Here is a 14,229-nt window from a genome sequence, read left to right as displayed (position 1 = left end):
GGACCCCGGCAGGAGGAACCGCCCATGACCTCGACCCGCCCCGGCCCCGACTGGCTCGCCGACGCCGTGCTGTACCAGATCTACCCGCAGAGCTTCGCCGACTCCAACGGCGACGGCATCGGCGACTTCGCCGGCATCACCGAACACCTGGACCACCTCGCCTGGCTCGGCATCGACACCGTCTGGCTCAACCCCTGCTTCGCCTCCCCGTTCCGCGACGCCGGGTACGACGTCTCCGACTACCTCACGCCCGCCCCGCGCTACGGCAGCACCGAGGACCTGGTGGCCCTGGTCGAGGCCGCCCGCCGCAGGGGCGTCCGGGTCCTGCTGGACCTGGTGGCCGGGCACACCTCCGACCGCCACCCCTGGTTCCTGGCCTCCGCCGAGGACCCGTCCGACCACCGGTACATCTGGGCCGACCGCCCGGTGGACGGCTTCGTCGCCTCGCCCGGAAGCCGCCCCGGCTGGTACCGGCCGAACTTCTTCGACTGTCAGCCGGCGCTCAACTTCGGCTACGCCCGGACCAGTTCGGAGGAGCCCTGGCGGCAGGCGGTGGACGCGGACGGCCCCCGAGCCAATCGGGCGGAGCTGCGCGCGATCATGGCCTACTGGCTCGGCCTCGGGGTGTCCGGCTTCCGGGTGGACATGGCGTACTCGCTGGTCAAGGACGACCCGGGCAAGGTGGAGACCGCCAAGCTCTGGACCGAGGTGCGCGACTGGCTGGACCGCGACCACCCCGACGCCGCCCTGCTCGCCGAGTGGGGCGACCCGGCCGCCGCCGTCGCGGCCGGCTTCCACGCCGACTTCTTCCTGCACTTCGGCGGCGAGGACCACGGCCTGCCGCTGCGCTCCCTCTGGAACAACAACGGCGGGACGGTCGAGGAGTTCTGGTGCCAGGACTCCTGCTACTTCGACGCCGGCGGCCGGGGCACCGCGCAGCCCTTCCTGGACGCCTGGCGCTCCGCCGCCGAACTCGCCGAGGGCAGCGGGCACATCGTGCTGCCCACCTCCAACCACGACTTCTCCCGCCTGGCCGCCGGCCCGCGCACCGCCGAGCAACTCGCCCCCGCCTTCGCCCTCCTGCTCACCTGGCCCACCCTCCCGGCGGTCTACTACGGCGACGAGATCGGCATGCGCTACCTGCCCGGCCTGCCTGACACCGAGGGCAGCGTGCTCGGCCCGCGCTTCAACCGGGCCGGCTCGCGCACCCCGATGCAGTGGACGCCGGGGCCCACCGCCGGCTTCTCCAGCGCGCCGCCCGAGCGGCTGTACCTGCCGGTCGACCCGGACCCGCACCGCCCGGACGTGCTCTCCCAGCGGGCCGACCCGACCTCACTGCTGCACACCGTCCGGCGGCTGATCGCGCTGCGCCGGGCGCACCCGGGACTGGGCGCGGGCGGCGGGGTGGAGGTCCGGCACGCCGGATACCCGCTGGTGTACACCCGGGCCGGGCGGTACCTGGTGGCGGTCAACCCGCGCCGCGAGCCGGCGTCCGTACCGCTGGCGTCCGAATCGCTGGCGTCCGTACCGCTGGCGTCCGTGCCGTCGGCGGGCCTGCCGGAGGGCGCCCGGCGGGTGCCGGGCGTGCGGCCGCTGCAGGTGCAGGGCGTCCGGGTGGTGGACGGGGAGCTACGGGCGGACGGGTTCTCGTACGGGGTGTTCGAGCTGGACTGACGGGCGATCCGGTCGAAGCCGGGCCCCGGTCGGTGGGGCCCGGCTTCCGCTCGATGCCAGATGGTTGTAAGCTACATCGAGTTGGTTGCATTTACCATCCTGATTGGTTGTATTTGCCACCTTCATCACCAGACTGAGAGACACCACCGGAGGACGGTACGAACCCCATGAGCACACCCCGGAACCCCGCCGCAGCGCCCACCCTGGGGCACTCGCTCAAACACCTCGCCGTCCACCTGATCACCCCGCTGCTGATGTGCCTCGGCATGGCGCTCGCCTACCAGGGCGCCTTCCACCAGCCCGAGCCGCACCACCTCAAGGTGGCCGTGGTCGGCACCACGCCGCAGGCGCAGGGCCTGGCCCAGGCGATCCAGGGCAAGGCCGGGGACGCGCTCGACGTCCGCACGGTGGACGACCGGGCGGCCGCCGAGCAGCAGCTGCGCGACCGGGACCTGGTGGGCGCCTTCGTCCCGGACGCCAGGAGCCCCGAGCTGATCGTCGCCAAGGGGAACTCGGACACCTCGGTGGTGGCCGCCACGGCCGTGTTCACCAACGTCACCGACCAGCAGGGCGTGCCGCTGCACGTCACCGACCTGACCACCCCGGCGAAGGGCGACCCGACCGGACAGGGCCTGTTCTTCCTGCTGGTCGCGCTGAGCATCGGCTCCTACGCCAGCGTCGCGGTGATCGGCGCGGCCGGCGCGGGGCTGGCCATGAGGGTCCGGGCGCTGGTCGGAGTGGCGGTCTCGCTGGTGGTCAGCGTGATCGGGATCGTCACCGCCGGGCCGGTCTTCCACGTCGTCGACCACGACTACGCCGCGATCTGGGCGCTCGGCTGGCTCTACTCGGCGGGCATCGTGCTGATCGGCATCGGCCTGCACAGCTTCCTGAAGAAGTGGACCACGCTGGCCCTGATGGTGCTGTTCGTGATGCTGAACTTCACCTCCTCCGGCGGCATCTACCGGCCCGAGCTGCAGAACGGGTTCTTCGGCGGCCTGCACGGCTTCTGGACGGGCGCCGGGTTCATGGAGGGCGCGCGCAGCGTCATGTACTTCGACGGTGGTGCGGGCCTCGGCGGGCACGTCGTGACCCTGCTGGTCTGGCTGCTGCTCGGCGGGGCCGCCCTGGTGGCCGCCGCGGTGTACGAGGGCCGCGGGCGCCGTCCGGTGGAGACGCCGGAGGAGGCCGAGGAGGAGATGGAGGAGGCGGTCGCGGTCTGACCGCGTCCCTCGGAAGGGCTCCACCCGGCGCCACGGGCATCGGCACCGGGTGGGGAACGGCGGCCCGCGGCCGGCTCTGGACAAGCCGGACGCGGGCCGCGGCGCGTGCCGGGGCGCGTGCCGGGGCGGACCTGGCGGCGCTCAGGGTTCTTGTCGCGGCCCCTTGTCGTGCAGGTTCTGGTCGGGCGCGGTCCTGTCGCACGTGGGCCTGTCGCACGTGGGTTGGTCGCACGTGGGCCGGTCGGTCGGGGTGTCCAGCCAGGCGGTCAGTTCGGCGGTGTGCTCGCCGAGCCGGGGCGGCGGCAGCTGGTAGCGGGGCGGGGTGCGGGAGAGGCCGATCGGGTTGGCGACCAGGTCCAGTGGGCGGCCCTCGGGGCCCGGCAGCGGCGCCCGGGGGTGCAGGCCGAGCGAGTCGGCGAGGCTGAAGGCCTCCGCCAGGTCGTTGACCGGGCCACAGGGCACCCCGAGCGGCGTGAGCACCGCGAACCACTCGGCGGCGGTGCGGAGTTCGAGCCGGGCGGTGAGCTCGCGGGCCAGTACGGCCACGTGGGCGACCCGGTCGGAGTTGGTGGCGAAGCGCGGGTCGGTGGCCAGTTCGGGAGCGCCGACGCCCCGGCAGAGCGCCCCGAACTGCCGGTCGTTGCCGACCGCGACGACCAGCGGACGGTCGGCGGCGGTGAACACCTCGTACGGGGCGACGGACGGGTGGCGGTTGCCGAGGATGCCCGGCACGGCGCCGGCCAGGGTGTAGCCGGCGGACTGGTTGACCAGGCCGGAGAGCAGGGTGGAGAGCAGGTTCAGCTCCACCAGCTGGCCCCGGCCGGTGCTCTCGCGCTCGCGCAGTGCGGCCAGTACGCCGACCGCCGCGTGCAGCCCGGTCAGCACGTCCACCAGCGCGACGCCGGTCTTCACCGGCTCGCCCGGGCTCGGGCCGGTCACCGACATCAGTCCGCCGACGGCCTGCACCAGCAGGTCGTAGCCGGGCAGTCCGGCCCCCTCGCCGGAGCCGAAGCCGGTGATCGAGCAGTAGACCAGCCTCGGGTTGAGGGCCTGGGCGCGGTCCGGGCCGAGGCCGTGGCGGGCCATCGTGCCGGGTCGGAAGTTCTCCACCAGCACGTCGGCGCGGCGGACGAGTTCGACGGCGCGGGCGTGGTCGGCGGGGTCGCGCAGGTCGAGGGTGAGGGAGCGCTTGTTGCGGTTGACGGAGAGGAAGTAGGTGGCCTCGCCCTGGGCGTGCGGCGGGCCCCAGGCGCGGGTGTCGTCGCCGGTGCCGGGCTGCTCGACCTTGATGACGTCGGCGCCGAGGTCGGCGAGCAGCATGGTGAGGTAGGGCGCGGCCAGGACCCGGCCGAAGTCGGCGACCAGGACGCCGTCCAGCGGGAGGCCGGTCATGCCCGCTCCCCGGTCATGCCCGATCCCTGGTCGGGCCGGTCGGGCCGGCTGGGGCCGTCAGGGCCGCCGTCGTTCCGGCCGCGGCCGTGGCGTCGCCCGAGGGGGCGTCGCCGCGCAGGTGCGGGCGGGCCAGCAGGAGGTAGAGGCCGCCGGCCGCGAGCACCACCACCGCCGAGAGCAGCACCAGGTAGTTGTCGTACCAGACGGCGTCCGGGGTCCGGCCCCAGCAGATGTTGACGATCGCGGCGACGCCGTAGACCAGCGCGCCGGTGTTCACCGCCAGGCCCCAGCGGCCGAGCCGGAAGTCCCCGCTCGGGCGCCAGCCGCGCAGCCGGGCCCGCAGGGCGGCCAGCACCACCATCTGGAAGGCCAGGTAGATGCCGATGCTGGAGAAGGAGATGATCTTCGTGAGGGCGCCCTCGGAGAGCGCCGAGGCGCCGACGATGATCACACCGGGCAGTGCCGCGGCGAGCAGCAGCGCGTACGGCGGCACCCGCAGCCGGTCCGAGACGGTGGCCAGCAGACGGCTGCCCGCGATCATCCGGTCCCGGGCGAAGGAGTACGTGAGCCGACTGGCCGCCGCCTGGAGGCTCAGCACGCAGGAGAGGAACGAGATCAGCACCACGGCGATCACCACCCGGGCGCCGGTCGCGCCGAAGGCGTCGTGCAGCACCTTGGCCACCGGGTCCGTGTCGTCGCCGGAGACCACCGCGCCGATGTCCCGGATCGACATCACCAGGGCCAGGCTGACGCCGATCGCCGCCGCGCCGCCGACGTAGATGGTGCGCCGCATCGACTTGGGGATCTGTCGACCCGGGTCGGGCACCTCCTCGGCGACGTCGCCGCAGGCCTCGAAGCCGAAGAACAGGAAGACCGCGATCAGCCCGGCGGCCAGGAAGGCGTCGGTGTAGTCGCCGTCGCCGCCCGCGCCGAAGCGGTCGAGGACCACGCCGAGCCCGTGGTAGCGGTGCGTCAGCAGCAGCCAGGCGCCGACCGCCAAGGCGCCGACCAACTCGGCGGCGAAGCCGAACACGGCCGCCGCCGACAGCACCCGGGTGCCGCCGAGGTTGATCACGGTGGCGAGGGCCAGCAGGCCGAGCGCGCACCAGACGGTCGCCGCGGTGCTCGGCTCGACGCCCAGCAGGGCGGCCACGTACGGGCCGGCGCCGTAGGAGACCGCCGCGATGGTGGACATCAGCGCCAGCAGGTAGACCCAGCCGGTCAGCCAGCCCCAGGTGCGGCCCCAGAGCCGGCGCGCCCAGGGGTACACCCCGCCGGCCACCGGGAACTGGGCGACCACCTCGCTGAACACCAGGGCCACCAGCAGCTGGCCGAGGCCCGCGATCACGAAGCTCCAGAGCATCGGCGGCCCGGCGGTCCGGAGCGAGGAAGCGAAGAGTGTGTACACGCCGACGACGGGGGACAGATAGGTGAAGCCGAGCGAGAAGTTCGCCCAGAGGCTCATGTCGCGTTTGAACTCGGAGGTGTAGCCGAGGGCGGCGAGCCGTTCGGCGTCCGGGTCGGGGGAGTGGACGGTGGCACGTGCACGGGCATCGGTCATGACCAGCTCCTGGGAACGTGTCGTGATGCGTGGGAGCGCTACGGGTGGTGCTCGGGCGAAGGCTGCGGGAAAACATAGGAGATCGAGTTTCTAGCGGCAAGAGCGCGTACTCGATCGGGGTACCCTGCGGGAAACATCCGGGCGGCCGGCGATCCGGCGACGGTGACGGCGATCCGGTGTTCCGGCGCGCCGGCGACGGCGAACTGGCTTGCCGGCGCAGGTGATTCGGCGAGTTCGATCCGGCGACGGCGATCGAGGAGAGGTGCGCGTGACGACCATCGGCAGTGCGACACCACTGCTCAGCGCCGTCCTCGCGCCGCTCGCCGACCTCGGGCGCGCCGACGCGGTGGCCCGCCGGATCACCCAGGCGATCGCCCTCGGGCTGGTCGCCGACGGGGACCAACTGCCCAGCGAGAACGACCTGGCCGACCAGCTCGGCGTCGCCAACGGCACCGTCCGCGAGGCCCTCGCGCTGCTCCGCGAGGCCGGTCTGATCGAGACCCGGCGAGGCCGCAACGGCGGCAGCTTCGTCCGCACCCCCGCCGGGGGCTCCGAAGACCTCCAGCTCGCCCGGCTGCGCGACCTCGCCACCGCGGACCTGCGCGACCTCGGCGACGAGGAACTGGCCGTCTTCGGCACCGCCGCCCGGCTCGCCGCCGAACGCGCCCCGGCTGACCTCGGCCCCAGGCTCACCCGGCTGGTACACGACCTGCGCGACGCCGCCGGCCCCGCCGAACAGCGCCGCGCCGACGCGCGCTTCCACATCGAACTCGCCGCCGCCGCCCAGTCGGTGCGGCTCACCCAGCTCGCCGTCGGGCTCCAGGCCGAACTCGGCCCGCTGCTCTGGCTGCCCGCCCCGTACGGGCCGGACCAGTCGGGCCTCGCCGAGCAGCACCGGGAGATCCTGGTCGCGGTGCTGGCCGGAGACGCGGCCGGCGCCCGGACCGCCGCCGAGGCGCACACGGTGGCCTGCGTGCACCATCTCGTCCGGCGGCACCTGGAGTTGGCGGACGGCGGCTGACCCGGGGCCGTACCGCCGCCCCGTCCCGCTCTGCGCCGTCCCGTCCCGTCCCTGGAACACTCCCGCGCCGCCGGAGCCGTCGGTGCGCCCGCTGCGGTCCGGGTCTGCGCCCGGCCGGCGGGCGTGCCGGGCGCGGGCTTCGCCGGGGTGGCGGCCCGGTGGCCGGACGGGTCGCGGTGCCGTCGGCGGCGGTGGACTGGACCGGGGTACGCGGCCGAGAATGCGACGGCATGCCGACATGACCTTCGATTGTGAAGGTATTACTTCTTCCGCCCCCCGTGACGGTGGATTGGCGGAAGCCGCACATCCCCGGCAGTCAACCGAACGCCGGGTCGCCAATCATCCGGTGTGGGAAGGAGATCCGTTGTGTCGGTCTACGACCGATCGAATGTCCAGGTGAGGGCCACCTGTCCCGTTTCCGGGACGCCGCCGGCGCGGCGGTACGTCGCCAGTGCCGCCGCATTCTCCTCGTCGGTGATCGTCCACACGCCGTAGCAGCCCCGTTCACGTGACAGGTCCACAAGTGCCGACACCAGAGCCCGGCCGACGCCACGCCCACGGAACGACTCGTCCACGCCCAGCTCGTACAGGAACATCTCGGTTCCCTTGTCCGGGTGGGTCATCTCGACACCGGTGACCATTCCCACCGGGACGTCGTCCACAGAGGCGATCAGGAGGTGATGACGGTCGTCCGCCAGGAACCGTTCAGTGGCCTCCCGCCCTGGGACGGTGTCGAAGAGATGTCCAGCGGCGTCGACCGCCTCGACCTGAGTGGCACGACGGATCTCCATTCGAGGATCCTGACACGTTCCGGCATCGAGGAGCAGCCATTTTGCAAGGTCCGTCCGCCGATCCGCCGCTGCTGGACCGGTCCGTCTGCTGCTCGGTGACGGCGCCCTGGTGGGATCGGGCGGCCCGTGGGCGCGTCCGCCCTCGGGGTCACCCGTCAGGTGCCGACGCGGAGGAGGCTGCCGCCCGTTCGAAAGAGTTTTCGGCCGGTCCGTGCGAGGCGTCCGAGCGAGCCACAGGGCCCGACGGGATCGGCAAGGGCCTGAACAAAATGCCGGTCGGACGCCGGTCGCGGCGTAGTATGCCCGGCATGTCCACAGCTGCCGTGATCGCCGTCGTCGCGCTCGCCCTCCTGCACGTCTACATCCTGGTCCTGGAGATGTTCCTGTGGACGACCCCCCGGGCCTGGGCCGCCTTCGGCACGTCCCCGGAGTTCGCGGTCTCGACCAAGTCGATGGCCGCCAACCAGGGCCTGTACAACGGCTTCCTGGCGGCCGGTCTGCTGTGGGGCGCCTTCGCCGCCGACCCGGTCGGGTTCCAGGTGCGGGTCTTCTTCACCACCTGCGTCGCCGTCGCCGGCGTGTACGGCGCCGCGACGTCCTCCCGCAAGATCCTCTTCGTGCAGACCCTGCCGGCCCTGGTCGTGCTCGCCCTGGTGCTGCTGGCCCACTGAGTCCGAACGGCGAAGGGGTGCCTCTCCGCCGAGAGGTACCCCTTCCGCATGTCCCAGGGCGGGCGTGCCGCCCACCCTCCTGGAAGAGGACGGGCGCGGTGCGGGGGCACCGTGCCCGTCCCCGTCGAGCAGCCGGTCGGGAACTGGCCCGGCGCCTGTTGTAGACGTCGAAGCCGACGGCCGCCAGCAGCACCAGGCCGTCTTCCACGGTCCGAACCGCTCGGGCAGGTCGCGCCGGTGCACGCCAGTCCGCACCCGGTGCAGGATCCCGTCGAGCACCTGTCGGTGGTCCCGCCACCGGCCACAACGCCTGTTGCCGACCGGCAGGAACGGCCGCAGCCGTTCCCACTCGGCATCCGTGAGATCTCCCCGCCCCATGCCCGGAACAACGAGCCGGGCGAGTGGTAGTCACATGATCGACCGGACGGACCCTAGTCCCTCCGCTTCCCGTGGCCGGGCGGCGTGCTGAAGCAGCAGTCCCCGCAGAGCCCGGCCCCCGGGCCCACCCGGTAGTAGAGGCAGCAGCTGGTCCGCCGGAACGCCGTGCCGCGCGGCCCGGTGCGCAGGGTGCCCGATCCGGCCAGCGGCGGACGGGCCAGCAGCTCCGCGACCAAGGTCCGGGCGGCACCCGGCGCATGGGCGTCCAGTACCCGCAGCGTTCCGGCCAGTGCGGAGGCGGCGTTGCCGAGCAGCAGGCGCGGCGAGAGCGGGGCGGCGGCCCGGACGGCAGCCGCCAGCGGCTCCAACTGGCCCGTCAGGACGAACTGGTGGAGCTGGTCGGCGAGCGTCCCGGCGGCCGGGTGGGCGGGTTCGGCCGGGGTCCACAGGTCGAGCGGGCCCTGGTCCGGGATCCGGACCCAGGCGTGCTCCAGGGTCGGGACCGTACCCAGCAGGACGGCCGAGCCCAGCCCCACCGACCAGAAGCGGGCCGCCAGCCCCAGATGCAGGATCGAGGCGGCGACCCGGAGTTCGGCGGTGCCGAGCCGCTGCGCCACCACCCGCAGTCGCGCCGCCAGCGGCGCGTCCGGCCCGGTGCCGTACAACTCGGTCAGCGGTCGGAAGCCCTCGGGCGGCCCTCCGGCCGGGGAGGTGTCCAGCGCGAAGTACGGTCCGACGGCGGCGAGTCGGGAGAAGTCGGGCGGTCGCCGGTTCGGTGCGGGGTTCAACGGCCGTCCCCTGTTCGGTCGTTGAACCCCGCTGCCGGTGGTGGGGCGGTCTGGCGGTCGAGGGACAACGGGGCCTCCGGATCTGCGGGCACTCGGGCGGTGGTGAGCGGCTCCCGCTCGTCGCCTCGCCCGCTGCCGGAGAGGAGCCGGCCCGGTCGGCCGGGTGTCAGCCGCGCACGGAGAAGTCACCACTGGTCGTGCGGATGAACGGTACCGTGCCCTGGCAGTCCGACACCGGCTGGCCGAACGCGCCCCAGACCCAGCCCATCCGGTCCCCGTGCCGCCCGTTGTCCTCGATCGAGAGCGCGACCTTCTGGCCGACCAGCTCCAGGCCCGGGAACCAGGGCGCCTCGCCCTTGGTGATCACCCCGGTGGCGATCGCCTCCCGGCCGCCGACGGCCAGGCAGCTGATGTCGCCCTCGAAGTCGGCGACCAGCCGGCCGTCGGTGTGCACGTGGCGGACGTGGAAGTGGCCCGCCGTGCTGGCCGGATCGGTGTTGGTGGTGGCGCGGGCGTCCACCGAGATCCTCACCGGGTCGCCGTCGAAGCCCTGGAAGGCCGCGGTGAGGACGGTGTTGCCGGTGCCGCGCACGCTCACCGGTCCGAAGTCGCCGGCCGTGGACGCCTGTTCGGCGGCAGACGTCGGTGCGGTGCCCGCCGGTTCGGCGACGGCGGCCGGTGCGGTGGTGGCGGCCGTCGCGGCCAGCAGGAGGAGCGAGACTGCGGCGGTGGCAAGGCGGCGGTTCATGGTGGTTCGTGTCTCCTTCGGCGCGGTTGTTCCGACGTCACCGAGCATGCTCCGGCCCGGCCGCGCGGGCCTCCCGCTGCGGAGGGGAGTTGAGGGGCGGGCCGTTCCTTCCCGAGGAGGAGATCGTCTCCCCCTGGAGAGCTGCCCGTCGGCCCGGCCGGGGGCCCGGCCGGGGGGAGCCGCCCCGTAGGCTCGACCGGGTGCGTACCGACTTCCCCCTCGTCAGCCCCGACTCCGCCCGACCGCGGCAGCGGCCGCGGTCGGCCCGGCTCCGTCGGCGCCTCGCCGCCGGGGCCGCGCTCGCGCTGCTGGTGCCCGTCGTGCTGGCGCAGCCGGACGCCCGGGGGGCGGCCGTGCTGCTCGCGCTGACGACGGTGTTCGCCGCGGTGGTGGCGCTGCTGCCGTGGCCCGCCGGGCGGATCGCGCTCGGTGCGGCAGCCGGGGCGGTGGCCGGGGTCTCGCTGCTGGTCGACCTGGTCTACCCGGGGCCGTACCGGCTGCCCGCGTTCTGGCTGCCCTTCGAGTGGCTCGCCCTGCTCGGACTGCTCTTCCGGGCCGTCCGCCGGCTGCCCGACCGCTCGGTGGCGGTGGTCGGCGGGTTGGTCGCTCTCGCGGCCCTGCTGCTGCCGCTGCGGTTCGCCCTGAGGGTGCCGCACGGTGGCGCCGCCGGGCCGGTGGGCGGGGTGCTGATCTCGCTGCTGCCGCTGCTCGGCGTCGCGGGCACGGCCCTCTACCTGCGCGTCCTGGACGCCCGGCGGGAGCGGGCGGTCGCCCGGGCCCGGTGCGAGCAGCGGCTGGAGGTGGCCCGGGGGCTGCACGACTTCGTCGCGCACGAGATCACCGGCATCGTGCTGGAGGCCCAGGCCGGCCAACTCCCGGGCCAGGAAGCGGAGGAGACCGCCGCACTGCTGCGCCGGCTGGAGGAGGCCGGGCTGCGGGCCCTGGACTCGATGGACGAGATGGTCGGCGCCCTCCGCGAGCCGAGCGGCCAGGGAGGCGAGGGCGGACAGGCCGGCGATGAAGGCCAGGGCGGCGAGGGCGGACGGGACGGCGGGCCGACCGGGCGCGCCGACGGTGCGACGACGCGCCGCCTGGGCCTGGCCGACCTCCCCGAGCTGGTCGCCCGGTTCGGCGCCACCGGCGGCTCCGGCGCCCTGCGTGCCACGGCCGAGCTGGCGCCCGGCACCGCCGGCCGGCTCTCCGCCGAGGCCGAGGCGACCGCCTACGCCGTCGTCCTGGAAGCCCTCACCAACATCCGCCGGCACGCCCCGCGGGCCACCGAGGTCACCGTCCGGGTGGCCCCCGGCGAGGACGGCGCCGTGGAGCTGACCGTCACCGACGGCGGCGGCCCCGCCCACAGGCCGCTGCTGCGCCGCCCGGGCGCCGGCGGCACCGGCCTGGCCGGACTCGCCGCCCGCGTCGCCGCCCACGGGGGCTCGCTGACCGCCGGCCCGGGCACCCCCGCGGGCTGGCGGGTCGACTGCTCCCTGCCGGGACCGTCGGGACCGCCGGGCCGCTGAGGCGTCGCTCCGAGCCCGGCCGCCGCCGCTTCCGGGCACGTCGGGACGTCAGTGCCCCCGGCCGCCGCCGCGGATGCCGCGCGGACGGGTCAGGGTGAAGCGGTCGACCGGGACGAGGTCCCCGTACGGTCCGCTGACGGAGTAGTAGGTGACGCCGATGGTGGTCTGCCCGTCGCGGCCGCCCGGGTCGACGTCGAAGGACGCGAAGCCGTAGGGGTTGTCGGCGTCCCGGAAGGCGGACCAGGGGGCGTCCTCGATCACGTACACCGGCGGGCGCTTGCCGGTGGCCGGGTCGGCGGCGCCGACGCCGGTGATCACCCGGGCCTTGGCGGGGCTGAAGAAGAGCTGGTTGGACGGGGCCGAGGTGCCGCCGCCGCCGATGACCATGTGGACGGTGCCCTTGGTGGTGTCGATGGTCTCGGTGCCGGTGGAGACCGGGATCGGCGTGCGGGTGTCGGTCGGCTGCTGGCCGCGGATCGGGTGGGAGCGCTCGTAGTGGTGCTCGTGGCCGCAGACCACCAGGTCCACGCCGTACTTGTCGAACAGCGGCACCCAGGTCTCGCGGATCCCGAGGTCGGCGCCGTTGAACCTGTCGGCGGTGGAGACCACCACCTGGTGCATGCAGACCACGATCCAGTCGATCCCCGGGTCCGCGTCGGCCGCGATCAACTCCCGTTCCAGCCACCGCTGCTGGGCACCGCCGGAGTAGCCGTGGACGTAGCTGTTGCCGCCGTCCTGGTAGGCCACGTCGTCGTTGTTGAGGCTGATCACCCGCACCGAGCCGGCCGTGAACGAGTACCACAGGCCGCGCGTCTCGGCGTCCGAGCGGGCGTCCGGCAGCTCGAAGTAGGCCTGGTAGGCGCCGAAGCCGATCGGGCCGTTGCCCTTCTCGTTCTCGTGGTTGCCGGCCGCGGGCATCCAGGGGCGGTGGCGGGCCGAGCGGCTGTTGTTCTCGAACCAGTCGGACCAGGTGCGGACCCGGTCGGTGGCGATGTTCGCGTAGCAGAGGTCGCCGTTGAGCAGGTGGAACAGCGGGGCGATCCGCTCGACCCCGGCGGTGGTGTCGCCGGCGGCGGGGCTGCCGAGGTTGTCGTTGACGTAGCCGTTGGCGGTCTTCCGGCCGAGGGTCGGGGTGCCCTGGTCGCCGAAGCTGGTGAAGGTGAAGGCGGACCGGCCGCGCGGGGCGGTGCGGACGGTGCCGAGTTCGGGGGTGGCGCCGTCGTGGACGGCGGCGTAGACGTAGTCCGTGTCGGCGTGCAGTCCGGCCAGCCGGGCGTGGTGCACCTGGACCTCGGTGCCGGAGGCGGCGTCCCGGTAGGTGCGGGTCGCGGCCCGGACCGTCCGGCCGAAGCCGCTGTTCGAAGTCCCGTACATCACGCGCGGGTTGCCGACGGACGTGGTGGTGTGCCAGGAGACCACCACCTCGCGCGAGGCGTCCGAGCCGAACTGGAGGTGCAGGCCGGCCACCCGCGGCGCGCCGGAGCGGCCCGGCCGCTGCCAGAGCACCGGGGAGGCGGCGGCGGGGGTGGCCGGGATGCCGGAGAGGGACACGGCGCCGCCGAGGCCGACGCCGGTCGCACCGGCCAGGAGGCCTCGCCGGCTGACGGAGGGACGTCCACTGGAATCGTTCATGGCGGCCAGCCCACCGGACGAAGGTGAACCGCGCCGGTTCCGTCGCGTGAACTTTCCCGTCCGGCGGCCGTGCGCCACACTGCTGGACGTGACGAGTACGAACGGCGAGGTCCCGCGGGTGATCCGCACCCTGATCGCGGACGACCAGGAGGCCGTCCGGCGCGGTGTGCGGCGGATCCTGACGGCCCAGCCGGACATCGAGGTGGTGGGGGAGGCCGCGGACGGGCTGGCCGCGCTGGAGCTGGCGGCCCGACTGCGGCCGGACGTCGCCCTGGTGGACATCCGGATGCCGCGGATGGACGGGCTGGAGCTGACCCGGCGGCTGGCCGGGCCGGGGGCGACGGAGCCGGTGCGGGTGGTGGTGCTGACCACCTTCGACCTGGACGAGTACGTGTACCCGGCCCTGCGGCACGGGGCGTCCGGCTTTCTGCTGAAGCGTTCCGGCCCGTCCCTGCTGGCCGAGGCGGTGCGGGCGGCGGCGGACGGGGAGAGCCTGATCAGCCCGTCGGTCACCGTCCGGCTGCTGCGGCACGTGACGGCGCCGCGCCGCCCGGAGCGCCGGCAGCCGGCGCCGGTGGTGCCGCTGACCGAGCGGGAGGTGGAGATCGCCGGGCACGTCGCGGCGGGCCGCACCAACGCGGACATCGCCGCCGAGCTGTTCATCTCACCGGGGACGGTGAAGACCCACGTCGCCAGCATCCAGCGCAAGCTCGGGGTGGCGAACCGGGTCGGGATCGCGGTGCACGCCTGGGAGATGGGCTGGGCGGGCGCGCGCTAGCCGAGCGGCGTGCACGCCGGCACGGGAGAGCCGGGAGGGGGCGTCCGGTCGGGAA

General features: G+C 74.1%; 12 protein-coding genes and 1 pseudogene. 6 read left to right on the top strand and 7 right to left on the bottom strand.

From position 1 onward, the window contains the following. The first annotated feature begins 24 nt into the window (after positions 1-24). Positions 25-1,674, top strand: a complete 1,650-nt coding sequence (locus tag ACFY0X_RS32860) for an alpha-amylase family glycosyl hydrolase (protein ID WP_387760085.1) — start codon at positions 25-27, stop codon at positions 1,672-1,674. A 167-nt stretch (positions 1,675-1,841) separates the two neighbouring features. Next, the gene (locus tag ACFY0X_RS32855) at positions 1,842-2,894 is read left to right on the top strand and encodes a hypothetical protein (RefSeq protein ID WP_387760083.1); all 1,053 of its coding nucleotides are present in this window, start codon (positions 1,842-1,844) and stop codon (positions 2,892-2,894) included. A 141-nt stretch (positions 2,895-3,035) separates the two neighbouring features. Here ACFY0X_RS32855 and ACFY0X_RS32850 read toward each other — a convergent pair whose 3' ends face one another. After that, on the bottom strand, positions 3,036-4,286 hold the full coding sequence (locus ACFY0X_RS32850) for a CaiB/BaiF CoA transferase family protein (RefSeq protein ID WP_387760082.1): 1,251 nt from the start codon (positions 4,284-4,286) through the stop codon (positions 3,036-3,038). A gap of 13 nt (positions 4,287-4,299) precedes the next feature. Further along, entirely contained in the window at positions 4,300-5,847 is a 1,548-nt protein-coding gene (locus ACFY0X_RS32845) for an APC family permease (RefSeq protein ID WP_387760081.1), read from the bottom strand. A 268-nt stretch (positions 5,848-6,115) separates the two neighbouring features. Here ACFY0X_RS32845 and ACFY0X_RS32840 point away from each other — a divergent pair, with 268 nt between their 5' ends. Then, complete coding sequence (locus tag ACFY0X_RS32840) at positions 6,116-6,868, top strand: FadR/GntR family transcriptional regulator (protein WP_387760080.1); 753 nt, start codon at positions 6,116-6,118, stop codon at positions 6,866-6,868. A 374-nt stretch (positions 6,869-7,242) separates the two neighbouring features. Here ACFY0X_RS32840 and ACFY0X_RS32835 read toward each other — a convergent pair whose 3' ends face one another. After that, positions 7,243-7,659 carry a GNAT family N-acetyltransferase gene (locus ACFY0X_RS32835; protein ID WP_387760078.1) on the bottom strand — a complete coding sequence of 139 codons (417 nt, stop codon included), beginning with the start codon at positions 7,657-7,659 and terminating at the stop codon, positions 7,243-7,245. Positions 7,660-7,967: 308 nt separating this feature from the next. On the opposite strand from ACFY0X_RS32835, the gene ACFY0X_RS32830 reads away from it, so the two are divergent. After that, complete coding sequence (locus ACFY0X_RS32830) at positions 7,968-8,330, top strand: DUF1304 domain-containing protein (RefSeq protein ID WP_387760077.1); 363 nt, start codon at positions 7,968-7,970, stop codon at positions 8,328-8,330. 192 nt (positions 8,331-8,522) lie between these two features. Here ACFY0X_RS32830 and ACFY0X_RS32825 read toward each other — a convergent pair. From ACFY0X_RS32825 to ACFY0X_RS32815, 3 genes and pseudogenes are all read right to left on the bottom strand, one after another. Further along, positions 8,523-8,708 (bottom strand): annotated as a pseudogene (locus ACFY0X_RS32825) (transposase); the annotation flags it as partial. A 53-nt stretch (positions 8,709-8,761) separates the two neighbouring features. Continuing rightward, complete coding sequence (locus tag ACFY0X_RS32820; RefSeq protein WP_387760075.1) at positions 8,762-9,496, bottom strand: (2Fe-2S)-binding protein; 735 nt, start codon at positions 9,494-9,496, stop codon at positions 8,762-8,764. Positions 9,497-9,662: 166 nt separating this feature from the next. Further along, positions 9,663-10,244 (bottom strand): hypothetical protein, encoded by a 582-nt coding sequence (locus tag ACFY0X_RS32815; RefSeq protein WP_387760074.1) that lies wholly within the window; start codon positions 10,242-10,244, stop codon positions 9,663-9,665. A gap of 200 nt (positions 10,245-10,444) precedes the next feature. On the opposite strand from ACFY0X_RS32815, the gene ACFY0X_RS32810 reads away from it, so the two are divergent. After that, positions 10,445-11,764: a sensor histidine kinase gene (locus ACFY0X_RS32810; protein WP_387760072.1), complete on the top strand. Its 1,320-nt coding sequence runs from the start codon at positions 10,445-10,447 to the stop codon at positions 11,762-11,764. Between the two features lie 48 nt (positions 11,765-11,812). Here ACFY0X_RS32810 and ACFY0X_RS32805 read toward each other — a convergent pair whose 3' ends face one another. Next, complete coding sequence (locus ACFY0X_RS32805) at positions 11,813-13,396, bottom strand: purple acid phosphatase family protein (protein ID WP_387760071.1); 1,584 nt, start codon at positions 13,394-13,396, stop codon at positions 11,813-11,815. An 88-nt stretch (positions 13,397-13,484) separates the two neighbouring features. Between ACFY0X_RS32805 and ACFY0X_RS32800 the strand changes: the two genes are divergently transcribed. Further along, positions 13,485-14,174 carry a response regulator gene (locus ACFY0X_RS32800; protein WP_387760069.1) on the top strand — a complete coding sequence of 230 codons (690 nt, stop codon included), beginning with the start codon at positions 13,485-13,487 and terminating at the stop codon, positions 14,172-14,174. Positions 14,175-14,229: the final 55 nt, after the last annotated feature.

Source organism: Kitasatospora sp. NPDC001547, assembly GCF_042894165.1.
Taxonomy (GTDB): domain Bacteria; phylum Actinomycetota; class Actinomycetes; order Streptomycetales; family Streptomycetaceae; genus Kitasatospora.
The sequence above is the reverse complement of the archived record's forward strand: the minus strand, read 5'-3'. Positions and strand labels throughout refer to the sequence as shown.

Bases quoted from the DNA above. Each gene is read 5' to 3' on its own strand.
- ACFY0X_RS32860 (WP_387760085.1), top strand. From the start codon at position 25: ATGACCTCGACCCGCCCCGGCCCCGACTGGCTCGCCGACGCCGTGCTG.
- ACFY0X_RS32855 (WP_387760083.1), top strand. From the start codon at position 1,842: ATGAGCACACCCCGGAACCCCGCCGCAGCGCCCACCCTGGGGCACTCG.
- ACFY0X_RS32850 (WP_387760082.1), bottom strand. From the start codon at position 4,286: ATGACCGGCCTCCCGCTGGACGGCGTCCTGGTCGCCGACTTCGGCCGG.
- ACFY0X_RS32845 (WP_387760081.1), bottom strand. From the start codon at position 5,847: ATGACCGATGCCCGTGCACGTGCCACCGTCCACTCCCCCGACCCGGAC.
- ACFY0X_RS32835 (WP_387760078.1), bottom strand. From the start codon at position 7,659: ATGGAGATCCGTCGTGCCACTCAGGTCGAGGCGGTCGACGCCGCTGGA.
- ACFY0X_RS32830 (WP_387760077.1), top strand. From the start codon at position 7,968: ATGTCCACAGCTGCCGTGATCGCCGTCGTCGCGCTCGCCCTCCTGCAC.
- ACFY0X_RS32815 (WP_387760074.1), bottom strand. From the start codon at position 10,244: ATGAACCGCCGCCTTGCCACCGCCGCAGTCTCGCTCCTCCTGCTGGCC.
- ACFY0X_RS32805 (WP_387760071.1), bottom strand. From the start codon at position 13,396: ATGAACGATTCCAGTGGACGTCCCTCCGTCAGCCGGCGAGGCCTCCTG.